This window comes from Paraflavitalea pollutisoli (assembly GCF_029360705.1).
GTDB lineage: Bacteria > Bacteroidota > Bacteroidia > Chitinophagales > Chitinophagaceae > Paraflavitalea > Paraflavitalea pollutisoli.
On sequence record NZ_JARKMX010000008.1, the window covers coordinates 2545299 to 2564551 of the forward strand.

Consider the following 19253-nt stretch of genomic DNA (forward strand, 5'->3'; position numbering starts at 1 on the left):
AGGTTGTTGTTTAGTAAACTGGTATCGTTAACACCACCCGGACATCATCTGCCTGGATAGTGACAGCCGTTCCATTATTATCTGCCGCCAGCCTGCTCATTGCCAGGCCATTCCGATAATAATCATACCCCGCATGTCCTTCAAAAGCCAGTTCCAGGCGACGCTCAAATAAGATGGCCGACAACACGGCCGCATCGGCAAGATGACTTGTTTCGGCAGCAGGAAGTCCCGCACGGGTATGTATAGTAGTCAAGTCTTTACGTGCACCTAAAAAATCACCCAACTTAGCATGCGCCTCGGCCCGGTTCAGGTATAACTCTCCCATCCTGCAATAAATGACCGGCGCCATCGACAGCAGTTCGCCAAAAGCAACCAGGTATTTGGTAGACTCCACCACCCCGGTTCCAGGGCGGAGTCTGAAAAACTGACTCCTGCTATCTGCTGCCGCAAACAGAAGCTTCAGATCGGCCGAAGGCACGAAAGTCGCCCCCCTGTTGTATTGGCCGTCGTAGTTATACAGCAGCCCGACCGATGTACCGTATGGAAGGTTGTCAAACGCAAACAGTATCTCTTGGTTGGTAGCAAATTGTGCTCGCCCGAGATCGCCCCGCTCGTCGGCAGCAAAAAGGTGAATATAGTCATCCCCCTGCAACAGCTCAAATCGCCCCCCATTGTGCAGCAAGGCACTGTCCGCATAAGTCACTGCCGCCTCATTGAATGTCTTATCAGGGCTGGCAACGCTACCACCCATATAAAGATAAGCCCGTGACAACAAGGCCCACGCAGCCGCCGTATTCGCAAAACTATTGGTTTTCTCAACGGGCACTTTCATCAGTTGTGCAGCCAACTTCAATTCCTCAACTATAAATGCATACACCTCCTTCACAGTCGCCCGCGCCGGATTATCGCTTACCAGGCTTGTTTGCTTCAACGGCACACCCGGCGTATTGCCTGATTGCTGATAATACGGCTTACCATACAACCTGATCAGGTTGAAATAAACCAGCGCGCGCAGAAAAACATTCTCCCCTTTCGCATACAACAACTTGTCCTTTTCTGCTCTAACCAAAGAAGCAGAACCACTTGTTTCAAACCGGGCAATGCCTTCGAGTACAGCATTGACACCAACGATCAATTGATAAGAGCCCCGGAAAAAACCGTCACTATGCCCCAGCGTTGGAGAAGGACTATTCCTATAAAAGAATGCATCGGTGTTCTTTTGGACGGGACCAAACTGCCGCAACGTAACATTGTTACCCCGGCTCTCCGAAAGAATGCTGAGTGATTGATCATAGTTGCCAAAAGAAGTCGAACGCAATAGCCGGTAGTTGCCAATGGTCGCTTCCTCGATACCCTCGAGCGACGACAACTCGCCATCCTGGTCTATTTGAGTCAATGGCCTGATCTGGTTTATTTGCTTATCGCAACCGGCCAGCACCAGCAATACAAACACAATGGAGATGAAAACTCTCATGATAATGAGTTAAAAGTTACACTAAAAACTTACCTGTAATCCGAAAACATACCGACGCGGAATCGCCAGGGTACCGCCTGCTCCTCCAAAATCCTGCGCCTGCCCCACCGACGGCCCCTCCGGGCCCGAACCAATGATCTTATTGGAATACCAGGTGTGTAAATTGTCAGCACTAAAATACACCGCACAGGCCGACGACCCGATCCGTCTCAACACGGCTAGCGGCAACTCATAACTTATCCGCACATTGCGCAGGGAAACATGACTGGCATCGTGCATGTATTTATCCGAGCCCGAATACTCTGCTTCATAATTGTAATACAACGATGGTTCGGTGGCATCTATCTGGCCCGGTGTTGTCCATATTTTCTGGTGTTTGGTAAAGGCCAGCTGATTATACACAGTCAGGTACCTACCCTGCATTTCCGCTGCCAGGTCATCCCGGATCACGTATTTCAACGCGTAGGTCAGCAAAATACTGAGCGTAACCTTTTTGTAAGTAAGGGTATTCGTAAATCCTCCATAGAAACGTGGTTGAAAAGACCCGATCGTTTGAAACTGGCGTTTATCCGTAGAAGCTCCCACCTCCGCCAGACTGTTCACATACTCCACCCCCGTTTTGTTACCCTGGTTATCGAAAACAAGCTTTTCAAAACGCGGCATACCGGTAGCAGGATCAACACCGGCATATTTGACTGCTTTCAACGTATTGATGTCATCACCCTTGTATAGAAAATAGCGTTCCGACGAATAATAACCCTGGCTAATAGAGTCATTCGCCACCTGCACGATTCTGTTCCGGTTATACGTGATATTAAACGAAACGCTCCAGCGAAAATCTTTACTGACGACAGGATCATAACTAACCAGCAATTCCATGCCCTTGTTATCTACTGTTGCAATATTCTGCCATTGAGAAGGGAAACCTGCCAGTGGCGGCAACATCACTTTCTGCAGCAGGTCCTGCGAACGGCGATGGTACACATCGATCGTGGCATGCAACCGGTTAAAAAGCACCATGTCCACGCCGGCATTCCACGTCTTGGTCACCTCCCATTTCAGCGCCGGATTACCCAACACCCCGATAATTGCCCCAGCCTGGCCGCTGTAGATATAGCCCGGATCATAAAGCGTTCGCGTGAGGAAGTTATCACCCAACTGAGAACCCGTGGTACCATAGCTGGCACGCAGCTTCAGGTTGTTGATCCATTTTACCGGCTGCAGGAACGACTCTTTACTCAACACCCAGGCAGCTCCGCCCGACCAGAAGGTTCCATAACGTTTGTCCCGCCCGAACGCACTGCTCGCATCGGTGCGTAGAGAGGTGCTCAACGTATAGCGATCCTTATAGGTGTATCCAACATCGCCAAAGATCGAATACACCGCTTTTTCATCTTTCCCACCTTCTATATTGCCCGCCTTGGTAGCAGGGATGCCAAAGTCATACTCATCACCAATCTGTCGAGCCAGGGAAATGATGGGGTACCCCACGCGAACATGGTTCACATTGACCGTAATATCCTCCACCTTCGTTTTACCAAATTCCAGGGCAGCCAATGCACGGAAGGAATGGTTACCTGCTTGTTTATTGAACGACAATTGATTCGAGGAAAGATACGACTGCAGGTTGTCTGTTGACGTCCCCAAAAATCCCTGAGAACCCCAGAATACGAGACCGCCGCTATACGTGCGGGCATCCATATACCGTTCATTTTTGCTGTAGTTGAGGTTCGCGGAGTTGATACTGGAAAAACTCAGCCAGTCTGTGAAGCGGTACTCCAACCTGGCAGATCCAAAAAACAGTTGACGCTGCCGCGTATTATGATCATATTGTCGGTTAAAGAGTGGATTATCGTTCTCCGAAGGCTCACCAGCCAGTGTATAATCCAGCTTTTGCCTGATCGAGCCATCTGCGTTATAGGGATTGGCCCAGGGGATCAATTGAGCAATCAGACTACCCGCGCCACTGGGGTCACGATTCCCGTTGTCGAATATCCCATGTAGCCCTACTTGTACATTCAACTTATCCGTCAACTGGCTTTGCAGGTTGAGCCGGAACGATTTCCGCACCAACCCAGTGCCAACCCCAGTAGATTGTTCATGGTAATAACCCGCCCCCAGGTAATATTTAGTTGCGCTATTCCCGCCACTCGCCGATACGGTCGCATCCACGGTTCGGCTGGTCACAAAAGCGTATTTACTCCAATCGTATGAATTATCCAGCTCTTGCTGTGTGGGCAATAGGTCGGAAAGATAACTATCCAGCGTAGGATAGGATGGTGCAAGACTGGCATTATTGATGGCATAATCCTGGGTAAACACTTGCTTTTGCAGCTCGTACAGTTCAGGACCATTTAGAAAACGCAACCGCCCTTTGTTAGGGGAATTGATGCCATACTTCACTTCAGCAGATAGCCGCGGCTTTTCCACGCGGCCTTTCTTGGTGGTCACGACCAGTACGCCACCAGCAGCCCGTGAACCATAAATGGAAGTAGCAGCAGCATCTTTAAGGATGGTGATATCCTGGATCTCTGCCGGCGTAACCAGCTCTTTCAGGTTTTGATTGGGCATAATGACACCGTCCAGCACGATCAGCGGACCATAACTCAAGGCAGGCATCACAAATTCATTGTATTGATCGATCCCAACACCGGCAATACTACTTTGTCCGCGCACAAAGAGTTGGGCACCCGTGCTTGTCGGGTCGGCGGCATTTTGCTCTGACAGGTATACACCGGTTGCCCGCCCTTTTAACAGGGATGCCACATCAACGGTCGTTATTCCCCGCCGTAGTTCCTCCCCGGTGATCTTTTGTTCCGCCCCTGTGAGTTCACCGGGCTTACGGGTAGCATATCCCGTCGATATCACCACTTCCTCCTGCTCCTTCACCAGCAACTCGAGGTGGCAGGTGATGTTGAGCGGTTCTTGCTTCACCGTCACTTTCCTTTCATAGTTGACATAACCGATACTGCTCACTTGTAACAAGTAGCTACCCGTTGGCACAGCGGGCAGCAGGAAAACGCCACTGCGGTTGGTACTAGTGCCCATACCGGATGGCTTGAGTAATACCGAAGCACCTTCCACAGGTTTGCCATCCTGCAGCACACGGCCGGTGACAGGTACATTATCAACAACAAGGGCTTTGGTAGTAGTGGATTGGGAGATTCCATCACTGGCAGTAACGGCCAGTACGGCAGTCCAAAAGAGCGCAATTAGGTTCATGGCTGAGATGATTGGGAGATTGACGTAAAAATACACCAATAGGGTACGCGCTCCATGGATAAGGTTGAAAGGAAAGTACAAGATAGCGCATTTGCACAGAAATCCGGCATTACCATTAACGGGGATCCAACATCCGACGTTCAACCAGCAGGACAGCGCAAGACATCAAAAATCAACACCACGGCTATTTTGAATACAGCGTAATTAACCCCCACTAACTGTTGTCTATCCTCCTGCATTTATTATCTATATCAATACTAACAACCTTCAAAAACCCGGCTTCGAGCGCCTGGCCGGCCTTTCTTAGTAACATCAGGACACCTAAAACACATTTATTGACATCCGTCAAAAACTGCAAACCCTTAGCACTACCGATCGAATAAGATACAATGCGATCACATACTTAACCGAAACACGCCGAACCGCTTAACGGAGCAGCAGGAAAAACTGTTGTGGTATTGCTTCGATCAGTAACCGAATATTTAGACAAAGCCCTTGCACAGCACCAGAAAAGTTAAAAACGTTACAGTACCAATCCTCCCTTAGTACTCCGCAATGATGAAGCGCCATGTGTATCAAAAAAATGGCAACCGCTGCAAACAATCACAAAGCAGAACGACCCGCCCGCAACCAGCTGCACGGATCAGGCAGCCGTATCCCCTATTGCCATTACCAATCCTATCGGTACCGCCGCCACAAAAACCATCCGGCAATACGTCCCCGTCACATAGCCAGGAATAGCCAGTCTATTCCCGGTCAACCCCCTATTGCGTCACCTAAATTAATCGCTATGAAAATGCGCTTAATCGTCATTGCCTGTGCAATGACAGGAATTGCATAGAAATAAGCAGCAATATTGTGGTAGAAATAATAAAGAAAAACGGTAAAACCACCGGCATAGAACTCCGGTTTGGAGTACCCATTGACTATCACCACCATATTTTTATCAGCGATAACATACCTTTAGCAGCTTTAAAACTATGGACAGGGCAAATACTGCCAGACTGCGATGCAAATTTACGCTAAGGATAATACGGCAGTGTATATGCCCCATCAGGACACCGCAGGACGGAAACTCCGCCCACACAGGCTATTTTGAAGGCCTAACGACCAGCTATATGAAGACCTTCAACCTGGCAGGCCAATGCCTCCTGTTCATCAGTTTGCTTGTATCACCCGTACTCCTGAAAGCCCAGATCGGCAAACGATTCCCCTCCGAAAGAAAAGAGATCAAAGACCCCATCACCGGCACCCGACTCGTCTTCCTCACAAGCAACCCACATGGCGACTCCAAGATCTATCAAACCCATCCGCAGTGGACCGCCGACGGCCAATGGGTCATCTTTCGCTCAGGCCTGGTAAAGAACGAAGCCATGGCCGTAAATGAAACCACCGGCGACATCGTACAGGTATCCGAAGGCGGCTATACCGGCATGCTCAACATTGCACAAAAATCCATGAAGCTCTACTTCATGCGCAACCCCGACACTACAAGAACCAATACACCACGATCGGTACAGGTCATCGAAGTAGACCTTGCCAAACTATTTGCCGACAGCCAAGCAGGCAAGCTGAAACCAGCCAACACCTACCAACGGATCTGCGGCACCACACCACCCGAACTGGGCGCCGGTGGCGATATGGCCCTTGATGCCAATGAAGAGTGGGTATACTTTAGAATAGGTAAAGAAGCCGCTGCCAAACAATTACCGGCCAACACCAAAATAGAGCCTAGTTATGGTCCGCGCAAAATGGGCGCCGGCCCGTCTGGCATAGCCCGCATGAACATCAATACGGGTGAGATTAAACATGTCATCTCGGTACCCTTCCAGGTGGGGCATATTCAAGCAAACCTGTGGAACACCAACGAGATCGTATTCTGTTGGGAAACCGGTGGCAAATCGCCCCAGCGTACCTGGACCGTCATGGCCGATGGTAGCGGCCTGCGACCGCTATACCCCGAAGCTCCGTACGAATGGGTGACCCATGAAGCAGTAATAGGAAAAGATGAAGTGGCCATCGCGATCATGGGCCATCGAAAGATTCCCGGTACCAACACCCGCACAGACGCACCGGCCACCGGTGTTGGTGGTGCCAACCCCGGCCAGGAAGCCGACTGGGGCCCATCTGGCACCCGCGAAAAACCAACCGGATTGGCTATCCTCAACCTGCGTACCCGAGAGTCCATCATCGCCGGACAAACACCCTCCGGCAGCGGACTATGGCATGTACATGGCTCCTCCGACGGACGCTTTGCCGTAGGTGACGATTTTAGCCGCAGTGTATACCTCATCGATCGCAAAACCCGCGAAATGATCACCCTCACAACCGGTCACAAGACCACCGCCGCCGATCACCCCCACCCGACGTTCAGCGCCGATGGTACGAAGATCGAAATACAGTCCGCCATGCTATCAGACGACAACCGCAGTATGAATATTTGTATCGTGTATCTGCCGGAGAGTTGGCTCAATAGAAAATAAACAATTGATACCTTACAACGTCACCACCGCCACCTGCACGCTTTTCGTGGCGTCATCCGTCCAGGCAAACAATACTTGCTGACCATATAAAGTCATTTGAGGAAAACCGCTGGAACGCCCGGTCGAAGAAGTAGCCACCAGGAAAGAAGGCGCTTTGTAGCCGTTGGCAGTCACCTTCGTGGCCTTGATTGAATCTCCTTCCATCCAGCTCACCAACGCCGTATCGGAGCGCAGCCACAACACATCAACCCGACCAAGCGGCTTACCCGAATCGATGCGTACCGGCTTACCAAAATGAGCGCCATCATCGGCAGAGAAGATGACGTTTACCTGCGCCTCTTTTCCTTCCCGCATACCAAACCACGCAACCGCCAATTGACCGCCCCTCGCATCGATCCGCGGACCATTGACCGGACAGCCTTCGATTCTCCAGTGATCAGGAAATACAATTTGCGGAGCTGTCCATTGACCATTAGCATACCGAACGATGCTCATATCACGCACCTCATCGTCCGATCGGTTTCTGTACACCACCACAAGACCACTGTCAGTAACCGCAGCGGCCGTTTGACAACAATCACAAACCCGGTCATCCAACTCCCATTCCTGTAGTTTGCGTCCTGCAATATCCAGCACAGCACCACGCAATGTCATCGCACCATGGTGACCACCGTGACCGGCACCATGACCACCGGCACTGTTCCTGCCATCGAGCCAGGTAGCAAAAAAGCCTTGTTGATACGGCACCATCGATACAAAGCCGTGTTCAGCCGCCAAGCCGTCATCATGCAATGTAATGGGTTCCGACCACCTCTTCCCCCCATCGCCCGACGACGTAAGCTGAACATCATAAGCATATTTACTCGTATCTCTTTTCTGAAGAAAATGCGCGAGCAAGTGCCGTTGACCATCAGATGCAACAACAGGATAATCGGCCCAGTTCACAAACCAATTATTACCGGAAGCAATGGTTACCGGGGTCGACCATTGATCGCTGGACAGCGTAGCAAATTGCAAAGAAGCGATGCCATTCCTTTTTTCTATCCACGACAAAAAGACCTTACCGGTCGGATCGGTTACGAGATGAGGCAAGGCGCTGGAATCCCCCACGGGAGAAGCCAACACTTTTACCTGAACAGCAACGGCAGTCTTACCATCGCCACAGGCCGACAAGAAAAGGAGAGCTACGAAGAGCGTGGATATTTTATTCATTGGGCGTTAATAGCGTCACGTAATAGTTGAAGATGTTCCGGATCATTCCATTGAAAAGCACCTGGCACACCGTGTACAAGCCGTCCACGCGCGTCGAAAACATAACTGGTAGGCAGCGCCGGAATGCTAAGCATCTCTCTATTCCTGATGAAGACATAATTAAACTTAAACTGGTGCTCCTGCTCGAAAGCAGTGATCTCTTCTTGACTATCATCGGAAGCAAAAAGAAAAACGATGTTTTTCCCGGCCAAACTATCCCGCGCACTGGCAATAGCGGGCATCTCTTGCCGGCAAGGCGTACACCAGGTCGCCCACAAATTGATAAAAACTGCTTTGCCGGCGTAGTCTTTCAAATCCACTTTTTTGCCATCAAACCCCATCAGGTCACCCCGGAAGGAATTTGATTCATCGCCCTTCTCCTGGTGGACGGATTCGCCACAACCCAACAGGCAAATCGTCAAAAGCACCAGAATGATTAAACGCATAAAACGGGGATTAGGTGAGGTATCCAGGACAAGTTATCGATTTTTCCGAAGTCGAAGCGTTTCCGGACCTACTGACCAACTAAACAATGAAAACCACAAAACAGTACCCACTCGATTAGCGGCGCCCCTATCGTACGCCCGCAAAGAAAAGCAATGGATCAAGACGATTCCTGGCAAAGGATGGTTTGTCTATATCCGCATATATGGGCCCGACGAACCAGCTTTCAACGGCAGCTGGAAACCAGGAGATTTTGAAGTAGTAAAATAAGTGGCTTTGACGGACATCGATAGACTGGACGCAGACGTCCAGTAAGGCTTACTACATTTTTCAGAAACGGCCTGCTCGTCGTCCTGGCCCGTACCCTCCGAAAGCGTTACGCGTTCAGCAGAAGCTATTGGCGGCCACACTTTCATCACTTTCAAGGCACCACCTTTCACTGGGATCAACCTGCCCTCCTGCATCATAAAGAACTCAATCCCCAGCAACCAAAAACCAACCTGGCCAGGGGCCAGCGACACACCGTGTTCAGCAATAAATGCTTTGCCGCTCTTACGGCCTATCGCCGTTAGTTCGCCGGCATGCATCGCTCTTGAATATTTTTTCTGCTTAAAATCTACATACAACAAGGCAGAGACCACCCGGAAATGAGTGGCTGCTGTAGGCACATTCTTATCCGCCCGCCGTAAGCGAAAGCCCGGCAGTTCAACATGCGCTTCGCCATCACCGACCTGTAGGCGGTCATCCAGATTAAAAGGCATCAAGTTGTCGAGGGGCATCTTACGATTGAACTCAAAACCTTCCAGGACCGACAAATCCCCCGACAGCAACTGCCTTTCGCCCCAATCATGCTGCACATCCGACCGGATAGCCTGCAATAGCCAGCCATTCATACGACCCGCCAGCCGGCGTTCCTCAACCCCACTTTTCAGGTCACACATGGCCAATCGGAATGTTTTGGTGGCGGCCGTAGCAACCTGCCATTCTGCATTGCACAACCGGGAACGTTGAAACCGTTCACCATGTTTCATCTCCCATTCACGCGGACTGCTTTTCGACTTGACCAGGGTTTCACCATCTTCGCCGGCATAGAAAGTGAGGTCACCGACAGAACCTTGTAGTTTGAAAGGAGCGATAAGTTTTGCCATAGGTAGTGATTTTTACAATGGTCGCCTATTTCAAAAGCGATTCCAAATAATAGGACCACAAATGACACCTTCTGACCAATAATGATGCATCTTTAAATGAACGAGGTACCGTGAATGGGTATTCTATACCCAAATACGATCATGTCACATCCAACATGCCGTAGCTCTACCGGCTGTTTTCTTCAACTATTGGTTCTTCCAGGCACAAGTGGTAGTTTACTACAACCCATTGACTAACAACGTCCAGTAAGAGGAATTACAGATTTTTTAAATCACACCGATGCTGTAGTATACTAATTTTCAATATATTAGATAGCTCTAAGTCGAATCAAACACAGATCAAACACACATCAAACACAGATCAAAGGCACATAAAAGACACAAAATATCTGAGTTTGATCTGACATTGATCAGTGTCTGTTACCTGTCTTATACGGGTATATTGTACAGCAAAGGCAGCCCAATCTTCAGCGCGTGACCGGCAATAGCATACCCTGACCTGTAGCATGGCCGCTTGATAGTCGCTTAATAGATGCTCACTGGAAGATAGATACCAACCCAAAATGAACCGCAGGTGAACGGCAAGTGAACGCTAAGTGAACCCCAAGTCTACGGGCATGAAATGCAGGTGGGACGCGGATTTACGTGGCCCCGAATCGGCACAACCAATCCCATGGCGGGTTTGATCGTTTTGAAGCCGTGAATACAGAAGAGAATATTCACATAATAGCCGTGAAAAAAGCGCTATGGCAATTTACCAAAACACGTACCGGAATCCAACTAAATACACAGGGAATTACGTCGAAAAATCCACACCACTGGTCAATATCTGCTTGCTATTCTGGCCCTATAAAGGCATCTTTAGGCTATGATCGAGATCTTCGACAACATTCGCAAGCTGTACGCCTTCCACGGGCCCTGCACGGAGCTGCAGTCCCATGTCGAGTTCTTTTCCGAAACCTCTCCCGACGCCATGAACACCTTTATTGGTGAAATGCCCTTTACGGTTAAAATGTTTCCGAGCTACACGCCCACCATCTGGCTCAACCTGGGCGCCCCTTATCAGCTGAGGCATGGCAACCAGTTGTCGACGGTGGACGCACAGAGCGACGTACTCATCCTGCGCAGCGGCATAGTAGAGCGGCGAAACCTGCCCACCGATAATATCTTCACCGTCAAGTTCAATCCCGGTGGATTTGAAGCCATATTCGGTATACCACAAACCACCATCGGACACGGCATCGTCGATGTAGCCCAGCTGATCCCTGCAAGCATACTGCGGAAAATAAAAAGAGGCCCGGATTTCAGCAGCCGGCGTCAACACATGGAGCAATATTTGCTCGACCGGTGGCTCAAACAACGCAGTACGGCGCACACCCTCGTCACCATTCAACAAACCATCGACCTGTTCACCACGACCGGCATGCAGCTTAACAACCAGCAGTTGGCCGTTCGCCAGCACCTCACAGAAAAGACCTTCTACCGGTATTGCACCCAGGTGATCGGCGCCAGCCCCAAGCAATATTTCGCCACACTACGCGCGCGCAACGCACTTACGGCTTACATCGATCACCGCACCCATTTCGACCATACGCGGTTCGGCTATTACGACCTCTCTCATTTTTACAAAGACATCGCCCGCTTCACCGGCCGCAAGATCAGTGAGCGGTAGATTGTCCGGTTTTTACAATGCCCACGTCAGCTCCGGAAGGTAATTTGCACCAAAGTATAGCCCATGACACCCCGTAATCTATTGTACCTGTTGGCCGTCCTGATCGCCACAACGGCCCATGCCCAACCCTACACACCCTACATTGCCTCCGACACCCCACTCGTGAAGATTGCCAGCGGGCTCATCGCCCGTTACGGCAACCTGGTGGTACCAGAAAACCGGCAAAAGCCCAACGGCCGCACCATCAAAATACCATTTGTATTCGTGCGCCAACCCCAACAAGATGCCAAAAAGAACATTACCCTTTTCACCACCGGCGGACCCGGCTATTCCACCCTCGCCAATTTCGACAGCATCCGGTACAACTCCGAATGGTTCAACTTTGGCGGCGTCATTTTCATGGACCAGCGCGGCACCCGGCTCGCCCAGCCCTGCCTCGACTGCCCCGAAGTACCCCTGGCCCGTCAACGCGCTTATAAGGAGAACCGAAATCGCGATAGCCTGGTAGCCCTCGCCGTTACCCAATGCCGCCAGCGCCTCACCCGTCAGGGCATCGACCTCTCCGCCTACAATACCATGGAGAGTGCGGCCGATATCAACGACCTCCGCAAAATACTGGGCGTCGATTCCCTCAACCTGATGGGCATCTCCTACAGCGGCGGCCTCATGCTTACCGTCGCCCGCAATCATCCGGAAGCCGTACGCGTATTGCTGTTAAACTCGCCCCTACCGGGATTCGTCAATTATGAAGAGCATGCCCAGTTCAACTTCAACGAAGCCGTCAACACGATATTCACCGATGTTGAAACCGACTCTACGCACGACGCCCGCTACAACAACCTGCGCCAGCGCTTACACGATTATTTCACCAACATCACCGGCAAGCGGTTCCCCCTCCGCTATGCCGCGCCCGGCACCACCGATAGCTTCACCACCTACTATACCAAAAAGGAATTGCTCGATGCCCTCAAAGACCGCATGAACAACCGCCAGATGCGCACCGTCGCTGCCCTGATGCTCGACCTGATCGAAGGTCGCCATACCGCACACGTACGCGGTCAGCTAGACCAGGTTTTCGGCAACGACAACAGTCTTTCCGAAGGCATGCGGTACAGTATGTATTGCACCGAACAGATCGCCTATGCCAATAAAACATTGATTAAAAAACAAGACGACATCCTACCCTGGTTCAAAGGCTATGCATTCAACAACGTCGATCATCCCATCTGCGATTGCTGGAAAGTGCAGCCCGAACCACCCGTCGCGAAAACACCCGTTTATTCCAATGTGCCGGCACTCATCGTAGCGGGAGATGCAGATCCCTGGTGCCGGCCCTACTACAATCGCATCATTCAGCACACCATGCCCAACGCCCAGGTGATGATCGTTCACGACAACGGACACGGTGCCCGCTATTATGTCAATGGGGTCGACTTCCTTAAATCATTCCTGGAAAACCCCTATCAAAAACTGGTGTCGCCCATCAAAGAAGTACGTATAGAATAATCGACCGCATACAAGAAAACCACTATCGGACATATTGACGAGAGCTTGTAAATTTGGGGGCTTGTCGGCCTGGCACGACATTGTATATCCCACCCACATGCAGCAGACCTCTATGACCGAAATGGTTCCTGAATTCCTCGCCGGCGGCGGCGAAATGGGAGAACGCATCCGTGCCTTCAATTGGGCGGGTACCCCCCTCGGCCCCGTGCATACCTGGCCGCAAAGCCTGCGCACCTGCGTCCGCATCATGCTCACCTCCCGCCAACCCATGTGGATCGGCTGGGGACCACAATTGATCAAACTGTACAATGACGCTTATAAAGAGATTGTACGGGGTAAACACCCCTGGGCACTCGGCACTCCCGCCTCCCAGGTTTGGAAGGATATATGGGAAACAGCGGGGCCAATCGCCCGTAAAGCCATGGAGCAAAACGAAGGCTCCTATTTCGAGTCGCAGCTGCTTATCATGCACCGCAACGGCTATCCGGAAGAAACCTATTACACGTATTCTTATACGCCCATTCCGGGCGACGAAGGCCGCACAGAAGGCATCTTCTGCGCCAATACCGACGATACAGATCGCATCATCGGCGACCGGCAACTCAAAACACTGTCGCTACTGGGCGCCCACCTCGCCGAATGCACCACCAACCAGGAAGTGATCGATAGAATGTTCAAGGCGCTGGATTGCAACCCGCACGACATTACTTTTTCCGCCTTCTATACCATCGCAGGCGATCAGGCATCCCTGGCGCGCACCTCACTGCCCGCCCTGGCAAACCACACCCTGCCGGAAAATATTTCATTAAGTTCGGGGAATAAACTCCCCAACCTTATGCGAGACGGACTACTGTCCCGCAAACCCCAACAGCTTGAACAACCTGAATCCATCATCGGTCCCCTGCCCACCGGCGCCTGGAAACTGCCGCCTCCCCAGGCCATCCTCCTGCCCATTCAGCAGGCAGGTGCCACAGAACCCTACGGCATACTCATCGTTGGTCAGAATCCACACCGCCTGTACGACGACAAATACAGCTCCTTCCTCAGCCTGCTGGCCGACCAGGTCACCAGCAGTTTTGCCAACGTGCACGCCCTCGAAGAAGAAAGAAAACGCACTGCCGCCCTCGCCGAGATCGACCGCGCCAAAACCACCTTCTTCTCCAACATCAGCCACGAGTTCCGTACACCACTCACCTTATTGATGGGCCCCATGGAAGAAATACTCCGTGACCCAACCACTCTCCCACACAATCGCGAACGCGTGGCACTCGCCCACCGCAACGCCCTGCGCATGCAGAAACTCGTGAATACCCTGCTCGAGTTCTCCCGCATTGAAGCAGGCCGCATCGAAGGGCGGTTCACCCGCGTCGACATCGGCCTGATCACCGCCGAACTGGCCGGCACCTTCCGCTCGGCCATCGAAAAAGCAGGCATGAGCCTGGAAGTCTCGATCGAACCCATAGAAGCAGCTGTATATGTCGACCTCGACATGTGGGAACGCATCATCCTCAACCTCATCTCCAATGCCTTTAAATACAGCAACGACGGAAAGATCATCGTAGCAGTGAAAGCCGTCAACGGCAATGTACAGGTATCCGTCACCGACCAGGGCATCGGCATAGAAGCCGATCAGCTCGATAAAATATTCGACCGCTTTTACCGCGTTGAAAACACCGGCGGCCGCAGCCAGGAAGGCACCGGCATCGGCCTCGCCATGGTAAAAGAACTCGTACGACTGCACCAAGGCAACATACAGGTGTGGAGCGAAAAAGACAAAGGATCGACATTCACCGTATATATACCTGCCGGTAAACAACACCTGCATCCCGACAGGATCACCGAAGCACCTGTCAACCGGCTCTCGCAACATTCAGCGGCCTTTGTGGAAGAAGCCGGGAAATGGAACCACGAGGAAATAATGACGGCTCAACCGCTGTCGGCACAGCCGGCAAAATCGCCCGTTCACAACCTGCAGCTCACACCACCCAAAGTATTGCTCGCCGACGACAATGCCGACATGCGCGAATACGTACAGCGCTTGTTGTGTGATCAGTTTCAGGTCATTACCGCCAACGATGGAGAAGATGCCTGGCACAAGATCATTCAGCATCAACCAGACCTCATCGTTTCCGACATCATGATGCCTCGCCTCGATGGACTGGGCCTGCTTAAGAAAATACGCAGCTTCACCCATACGCGCAGCATCCCCGTCATCTTCCTCTCCGCCCGCGCCGGCGAAGAAGCCAAGATCGAAGGCATGCAAACCGGGGCCGATGACTACCTCGTCAAACCCTTCTCCGCACGCGAACTCGTCGCCAAAGTAGAAGCCCACATCCGTATGGCAGAAAGCCGCCGCGAAACAGAAAAATTATTGCGCAATTTCTTCATGCAGGCGCCGGCAGCTATCGCCATCTTACAAGCCCCTGCATTCGTCTATACACTGGCCAACCCACAGTATCAGCAACTATTCCATCGTACCGAAGAGCAACTCATCGGCCGTTCGATCGAAGAAAACTGCACGCCGGCAGATGCCCAACGGTTTCAGGCCTTGCTCACCAAAGCCTACATCAATGGTACCCAGATACACACCGAAGCATTCGAAGCCCACGACCGCTATTATGATTTCGTCATTCATCCCATTACCAACGGCCAAGGCACGGTGACCGACCTTATGTTGCACGCCTATGAAGTGACCGATAAGGTAGCGGCCAGTAAAAAAGCAGCCGAGAACACCGAAAAGCTCGAAGCGGCGGTACGCCAACGTACCCGTGAACTGCAACGGAGTAATGACGACCTGTTGCAGTTTGCCCATGTCGCCAGCCACGACCTCAAAGAACCGGTGCGGAAGATCAGGACCTTCGGTAAACGGTTACAGGATGAATACAGCCATGATATACCGGAGAAAGGACAAGTCTTCCTCGACAAATTACTAAACGCCTCCGATCGAATGATCGCCGTCATTGAAGGCATTCTCAGTTATTCTGCCATCAGCAACAACGAACAGCCCAATCAGTCCATCGACCTCAACAACATCATTCGACTGGTGGAAAGCGACCTCGAATTACTGATACAGCAAAAAGACGCCACCATCGAAACCAATACCCTCCCCGTCATACAGGGCAACTCCACCTTGATCCACCAGCTCTTTTACAACCTCGTACAAAATGCACTCAAATTTGCAAAGACCACCGGCAAGCCGCATATCAGCATCAAAGCACAGATCGTTGGATTGGACGGCAGCAGCGAAGCCCACATCTCCGTTACCGACAACGGCATCGGGTTCGATGCCCAATACGCCGACCGCATCTTTGAAACATTTGCACGACTCAACCCGGTCAACAGCTATGAAGGCACAGGCCTCGGACTCGCCCTCTGCAAAAAGATTGTAGAAAGACATCATGGCACCATAAAAGCAACAGGAAAACAACAGCAAGGAGCAGAATTTTACATAATATTGCCCGTACATACACCCAACAGCCACTAACCCTTTTTTTCCAATAAAAAATGTACAACACCCTTCTATTGGTCGATGATGATACGGATGACGCCGAACTGTTTGTCGAAGCACTTCAGGAGATTGACGACACAGTGACCTGTTATGCCGCAGCCGACGGCCGGCAGGCACTCGAGCACCTGGATCAACACAGTACCAAACCGGATATTATCTTTCTGGACATCAATATGCCAGGCATGAACGGGTGGCAATGCCTCACCGAACTCAAAGAGAACCCTGCCAACAAAAACATCCCCGTCATCATCTATTCCACCTCCGCCGCCAAACGTGACCGCGATATCGCTGCCAAACTCGGCGCCCTCGGCTTCATCACCAAACCAGCCGACTACCAGGAGCTCAAAAACATACTCCGCCAGCTTCTCAGCCAAACCAACGAACAACAACTCCGAGACTCCATACACCAGTTGACAGCCTAATGCCATAGTTCGTATTTTTGCCGTTCGCAGAACTCCTTAAAACGGCAACCATGGCAACCACCCATACAACAACAGGCAACGAAGGATTTGTACTATTTGCAGGCGCAGGCGCCTCCATGGCCCCACCAGCCTCCTTACCTGGCTGGAACGCCCTCAACGATGCCATCCTCGACACCCTGTGGGACAGACTGCCACAATACGGCATCAAAGACGCCTGGCGCGACAAGATCCTCGGCGCCATCCGCGGCCACCGCGACAGCAACCAGTTTCCGCCCGACTACCAGGCACAGCTCATGGCCGAGCGCACAGGTATTCGTTACTTCGAACTGCTGAGCGCCGTAGACGCCGATGCCTACAATGCCATTCATTACTACACCGCACTACTGGCAAAAACAGGCACCATCAAAGCCGTCGTCACCACCAACTTCGACCGCAACTTCGAACGTGCCTTCGAAGCCGCCAGCATACCCTACGAAGCTTACTACGACGAAGCAGGTTTCAATAAACTCGCCCTCCACAACGAGGCAGCCCCGATGGCCATCATCAAGATACACGGTTCCTGCACCGACCCTGCCTCCCTCATCGATACGCGTCAGCAGCGGCTCAAAGGCCGGGCAAAGGCATTGCAGACTGCACTCAACCAGCTCATGCAACAACATCAGTTATTGTTTGCAGGCTTCTCCGGCGCCGACTTCGATGATGACAAGAACTACCTCGGCTTCTGGGATGCCGCCCCCACCGGCAAAGGATTTACTTACCTCAACCGCCCCGGCAGCGATATACGTCCGGGCATGCAGGCCATCATCGATCAATACGGACACAAGGCAACTACGCAAACCATCGATGCTGCCACCTGGTTCGAACAGCAATTGCAAACAACCCGCACGCCCTTCCAGCCTTTTACAGGAGGAGATCAACCAGCCACGCCCATCCGCGAAAAGTTGCAGGAAAAGGTCGCAACACTCGAACCCATGGACGCCATCAACATGCTCACCGCACTCGCAGAATCGTACGGCGATGAAGTAAGCGCCCGCTACATCTACGACAAAGCCTGGCACAGCCGTTACGAGCAGGATTATGCAGGAGAAGCCCTGTCCCGCTTCCTGCTTAACCATGGTCGCTCCTATGTATTCAATTTCCAGGACAAAGTAGAAAGAGCCGCCAGCGCAGGCGTACTGATCACCCAATCCACCATCGGCGATCAACCCGCAGGGCTCGAGGAACTATTTACCAACCCGGCGAAGATGAACCTCAAGCACCAGCAAAACACCTCGCCCGAAACTCCTGGCCTCATTGCCCTCGCCCAAACCTTTCTCGGCAACCCAATCCTTTTCTCGACCTTCCCCAAAGGCCTGGGTCCCTATTTTCGGAGAGAGCCCTCCCCTACGGAAATGGCAGATATCATCTATTACTACTCCTGGTTTGCACTCATTTACGGCGAACTGGAAAACGTTGGGTTCCTGCACTATGCCATCAATGAAATGGAAGCCGCCTGCGATGAACCACGCCTGGCACAATTGCTTTGCCGCCGTGCCATGATGAAATTGCAACTGGAGCATCCAGAAGTACAGGCCTCGGCTAAAGATGATATGGAGAAAGCACGCCGCCTCGCAGAAAAATACCATGAACCGCATTTGCTGGCCCATAGCGCCCTGGTAATGGCGATGGCCGCCCGCAGGGACAAACAGTTTACAGAAGCCCTGCAATACATACAACAGGCACAAAAAGGATTTGAAGCCCTCAACAGGATACCGCAGTACATGGAATCGATGGTAGAATACCTTAAAATACTATTGCTGGGTTTTGCCACAGAAGCGGTCAGCAAACAATTTCTGCTGACCCTGTTCCAGCAGATCGACGAAAAAGTAAGTGGAGATTATATCAGAAGGGTCGCAGCCTATGAACCGGAATACTGCTTTCATGGTGCGCTGTTGCTCGGCAACTACACGACCGCCCCCCGCGAACAGGTCATATCCTGGTTTGCCGATGCCGTCTTCCGGGCCGAGCTGACAAGGCAGGAGCGCAATACCGCGCATTATCGCAGTACCTGCCAGCAACTGGGATTGGCCGAAGAAGTAGAAGCATTGGTAGCTGTGATGAAAAAACAAACGGAGGGATAAAGA

11 protein-coding genes are annotated in these 19253 nt (G+C 51.8%); 6 read left to right on the forward strand and 5 right to left on the reverse strand.

The features are described 5' to 3' along the window. Positions 1-10: 10 nt before the first annotated feature. Both P2W70_RS23800 and P2W70_RS23805 read right to left on the reverse strand, forming a co-directional pair. A complete protein-coding gene (locus P2W70_RS23800; protein WP_276484042.1) occupies positions 11-1474 on the reverse strand; it encodes a RagB/SusD family nutrient uptake outer membrane protein in 1464 nt (487 codons plus the stop codon). Between the two features lie 21 nt (positions 1475-1495). Beyond that, the gene (locus P2W70_RS23805; RefSeq protein ID WP_276484043.1) at positions 1496-4696 is read right to left on the reverse strand and encodes a SusC/RagA family TonB-linked outer membrane protein; all 3201 of its coding nucleotides are present in this window, start codon (positions 4694-4696) and stop codon (positions 1496-1498) included. Positions 4697-5814: 1118 nt separating this feature from the next. On the opposite strand from P2W70_RS23805, the gene P2W70_RS23810 reads away from it, so the two are divergent. Further along, a complete protein-coding gene (locus P2W70_RS23810) occupies positions 5815-7179 on the forward strand; it encodes a hypothetical protein (protein ID WP_276484044.1) in 1365 nt (454 codons plus the stop codon). A 12-nt stretch (positions 7180-7191) separates the two neighbouring features. Here the strand turns inward: P2W70_RS23810 and P2W70_RS23815 are convergent, their stop codons facing one another. The 3 genes from P2W70_RS23815 to P2W70_RS23825 all read right to left on the reverse strand — a co-directional run bounded on the left by P2W70_RS23815 (position 7192) and on the right by P2W70_RS23825 (position 10022). Further along, positions 7192-8391 carry a sialidase family protein gene (locus tag P2W70_RS23815; protein WP_276484045.1) on the reverse strand — a complete coding sequence of 400 codons (1200 nt, stop codon included), beginning with the start codon at positions 8389-8391 and terminating at the stop codon, positions 7192-7194. Then, entirely contained in the window at positions 8388-8876 is a 489-nt protein-coding gene (locus P2W70_RS23820; RefSeq protein WP_276484046.1) for a TlpA family protein disulfide reductase, read from the reverse strand. The genes P2W70_RS23815 and P2W70_RS23820 overlap by 4 nt, the downstream gene beginning before the upstream one ends. A gap of 189 nt (positions 8877-9065) precedes the next feature. Next, positions 9066-10022 carry a hypothetical protein gene (locus P2W70_RS23825; protein WP_276484047.1) on the reverse strand — a complete coding sequence of 319 codons (957 nt, stop codon included), beginning with the start codon at positions 10020-10022 and terminating at the stop codon, positions 9066-9068. 868 nt (positions 10023-10890) lie between these two features. Here P2W70_RS23825 and P2W70_RS23830 point away from each other — a divergent pair. The 5 genes from P2W70_RS23830 to P2W70_RS23850 all read left to right on the forward strand — a co-directional run bounded on the left by P2W70_RS23830 (position 10891) and on the right by P2W70_RS23850 (position 19250). Continuing rightward, entirely contained in the window at positions 10891-11694 is an 804-nt protein-coding gene (locus P2W70_RS23830) for a helix-turn-helix domain-containing protein (protein ID WP_276484048.1), read from the forward strand. A 63-nt stretch (positions 11695-11757) separates the two neighbouring features. Beyond that, the gene (locus tag P2W70_RS23835; protein ID WP_276484049.1) at positions 11758-13200 is read left to right on the forward strand and encodes an alpha/beta fold hydrolase; all 1443 of its coding nucleotides are present in this window, start codon (positions 11758-11760) and stop codon (positions 13198-13200) included. 97 nt (positions 13201-13297) lie between these two features. Then, a complete protein-coding gene (locus P2W70_RS23840) occupies positions 13298-16684 on the forward strand; it encodes an ATP-binding protein (protein ID WP_276484050.1) in 3387 nt (1128 codons plus the stop codon). A gap of 20 nt (positions 16685-16704) precedes the next feature. Continuing rightward, positions 16705-17130 (forward strand): response regulator, encoded by a 426-nt coding sequence (locus P2W70_RS23845; protein WP_276484051.1) that lies wholly within the window; start codon positions 16705-16707, stop codon positions 17128-17130. 50 nt (positions 17131-17180) lie between these two features. Continuing rightward, complete coding sequence (locus P2W70_RS23850) at positions 17181-19250, forward strand: SIR2 family protein (RefSeq protein WP_276484052.1); 2070 nt, start codon at positions 17181-17183, stop codon at positions 19248-19250. Positions 19251-19253 lie beyond the last annotated feature (3 nt).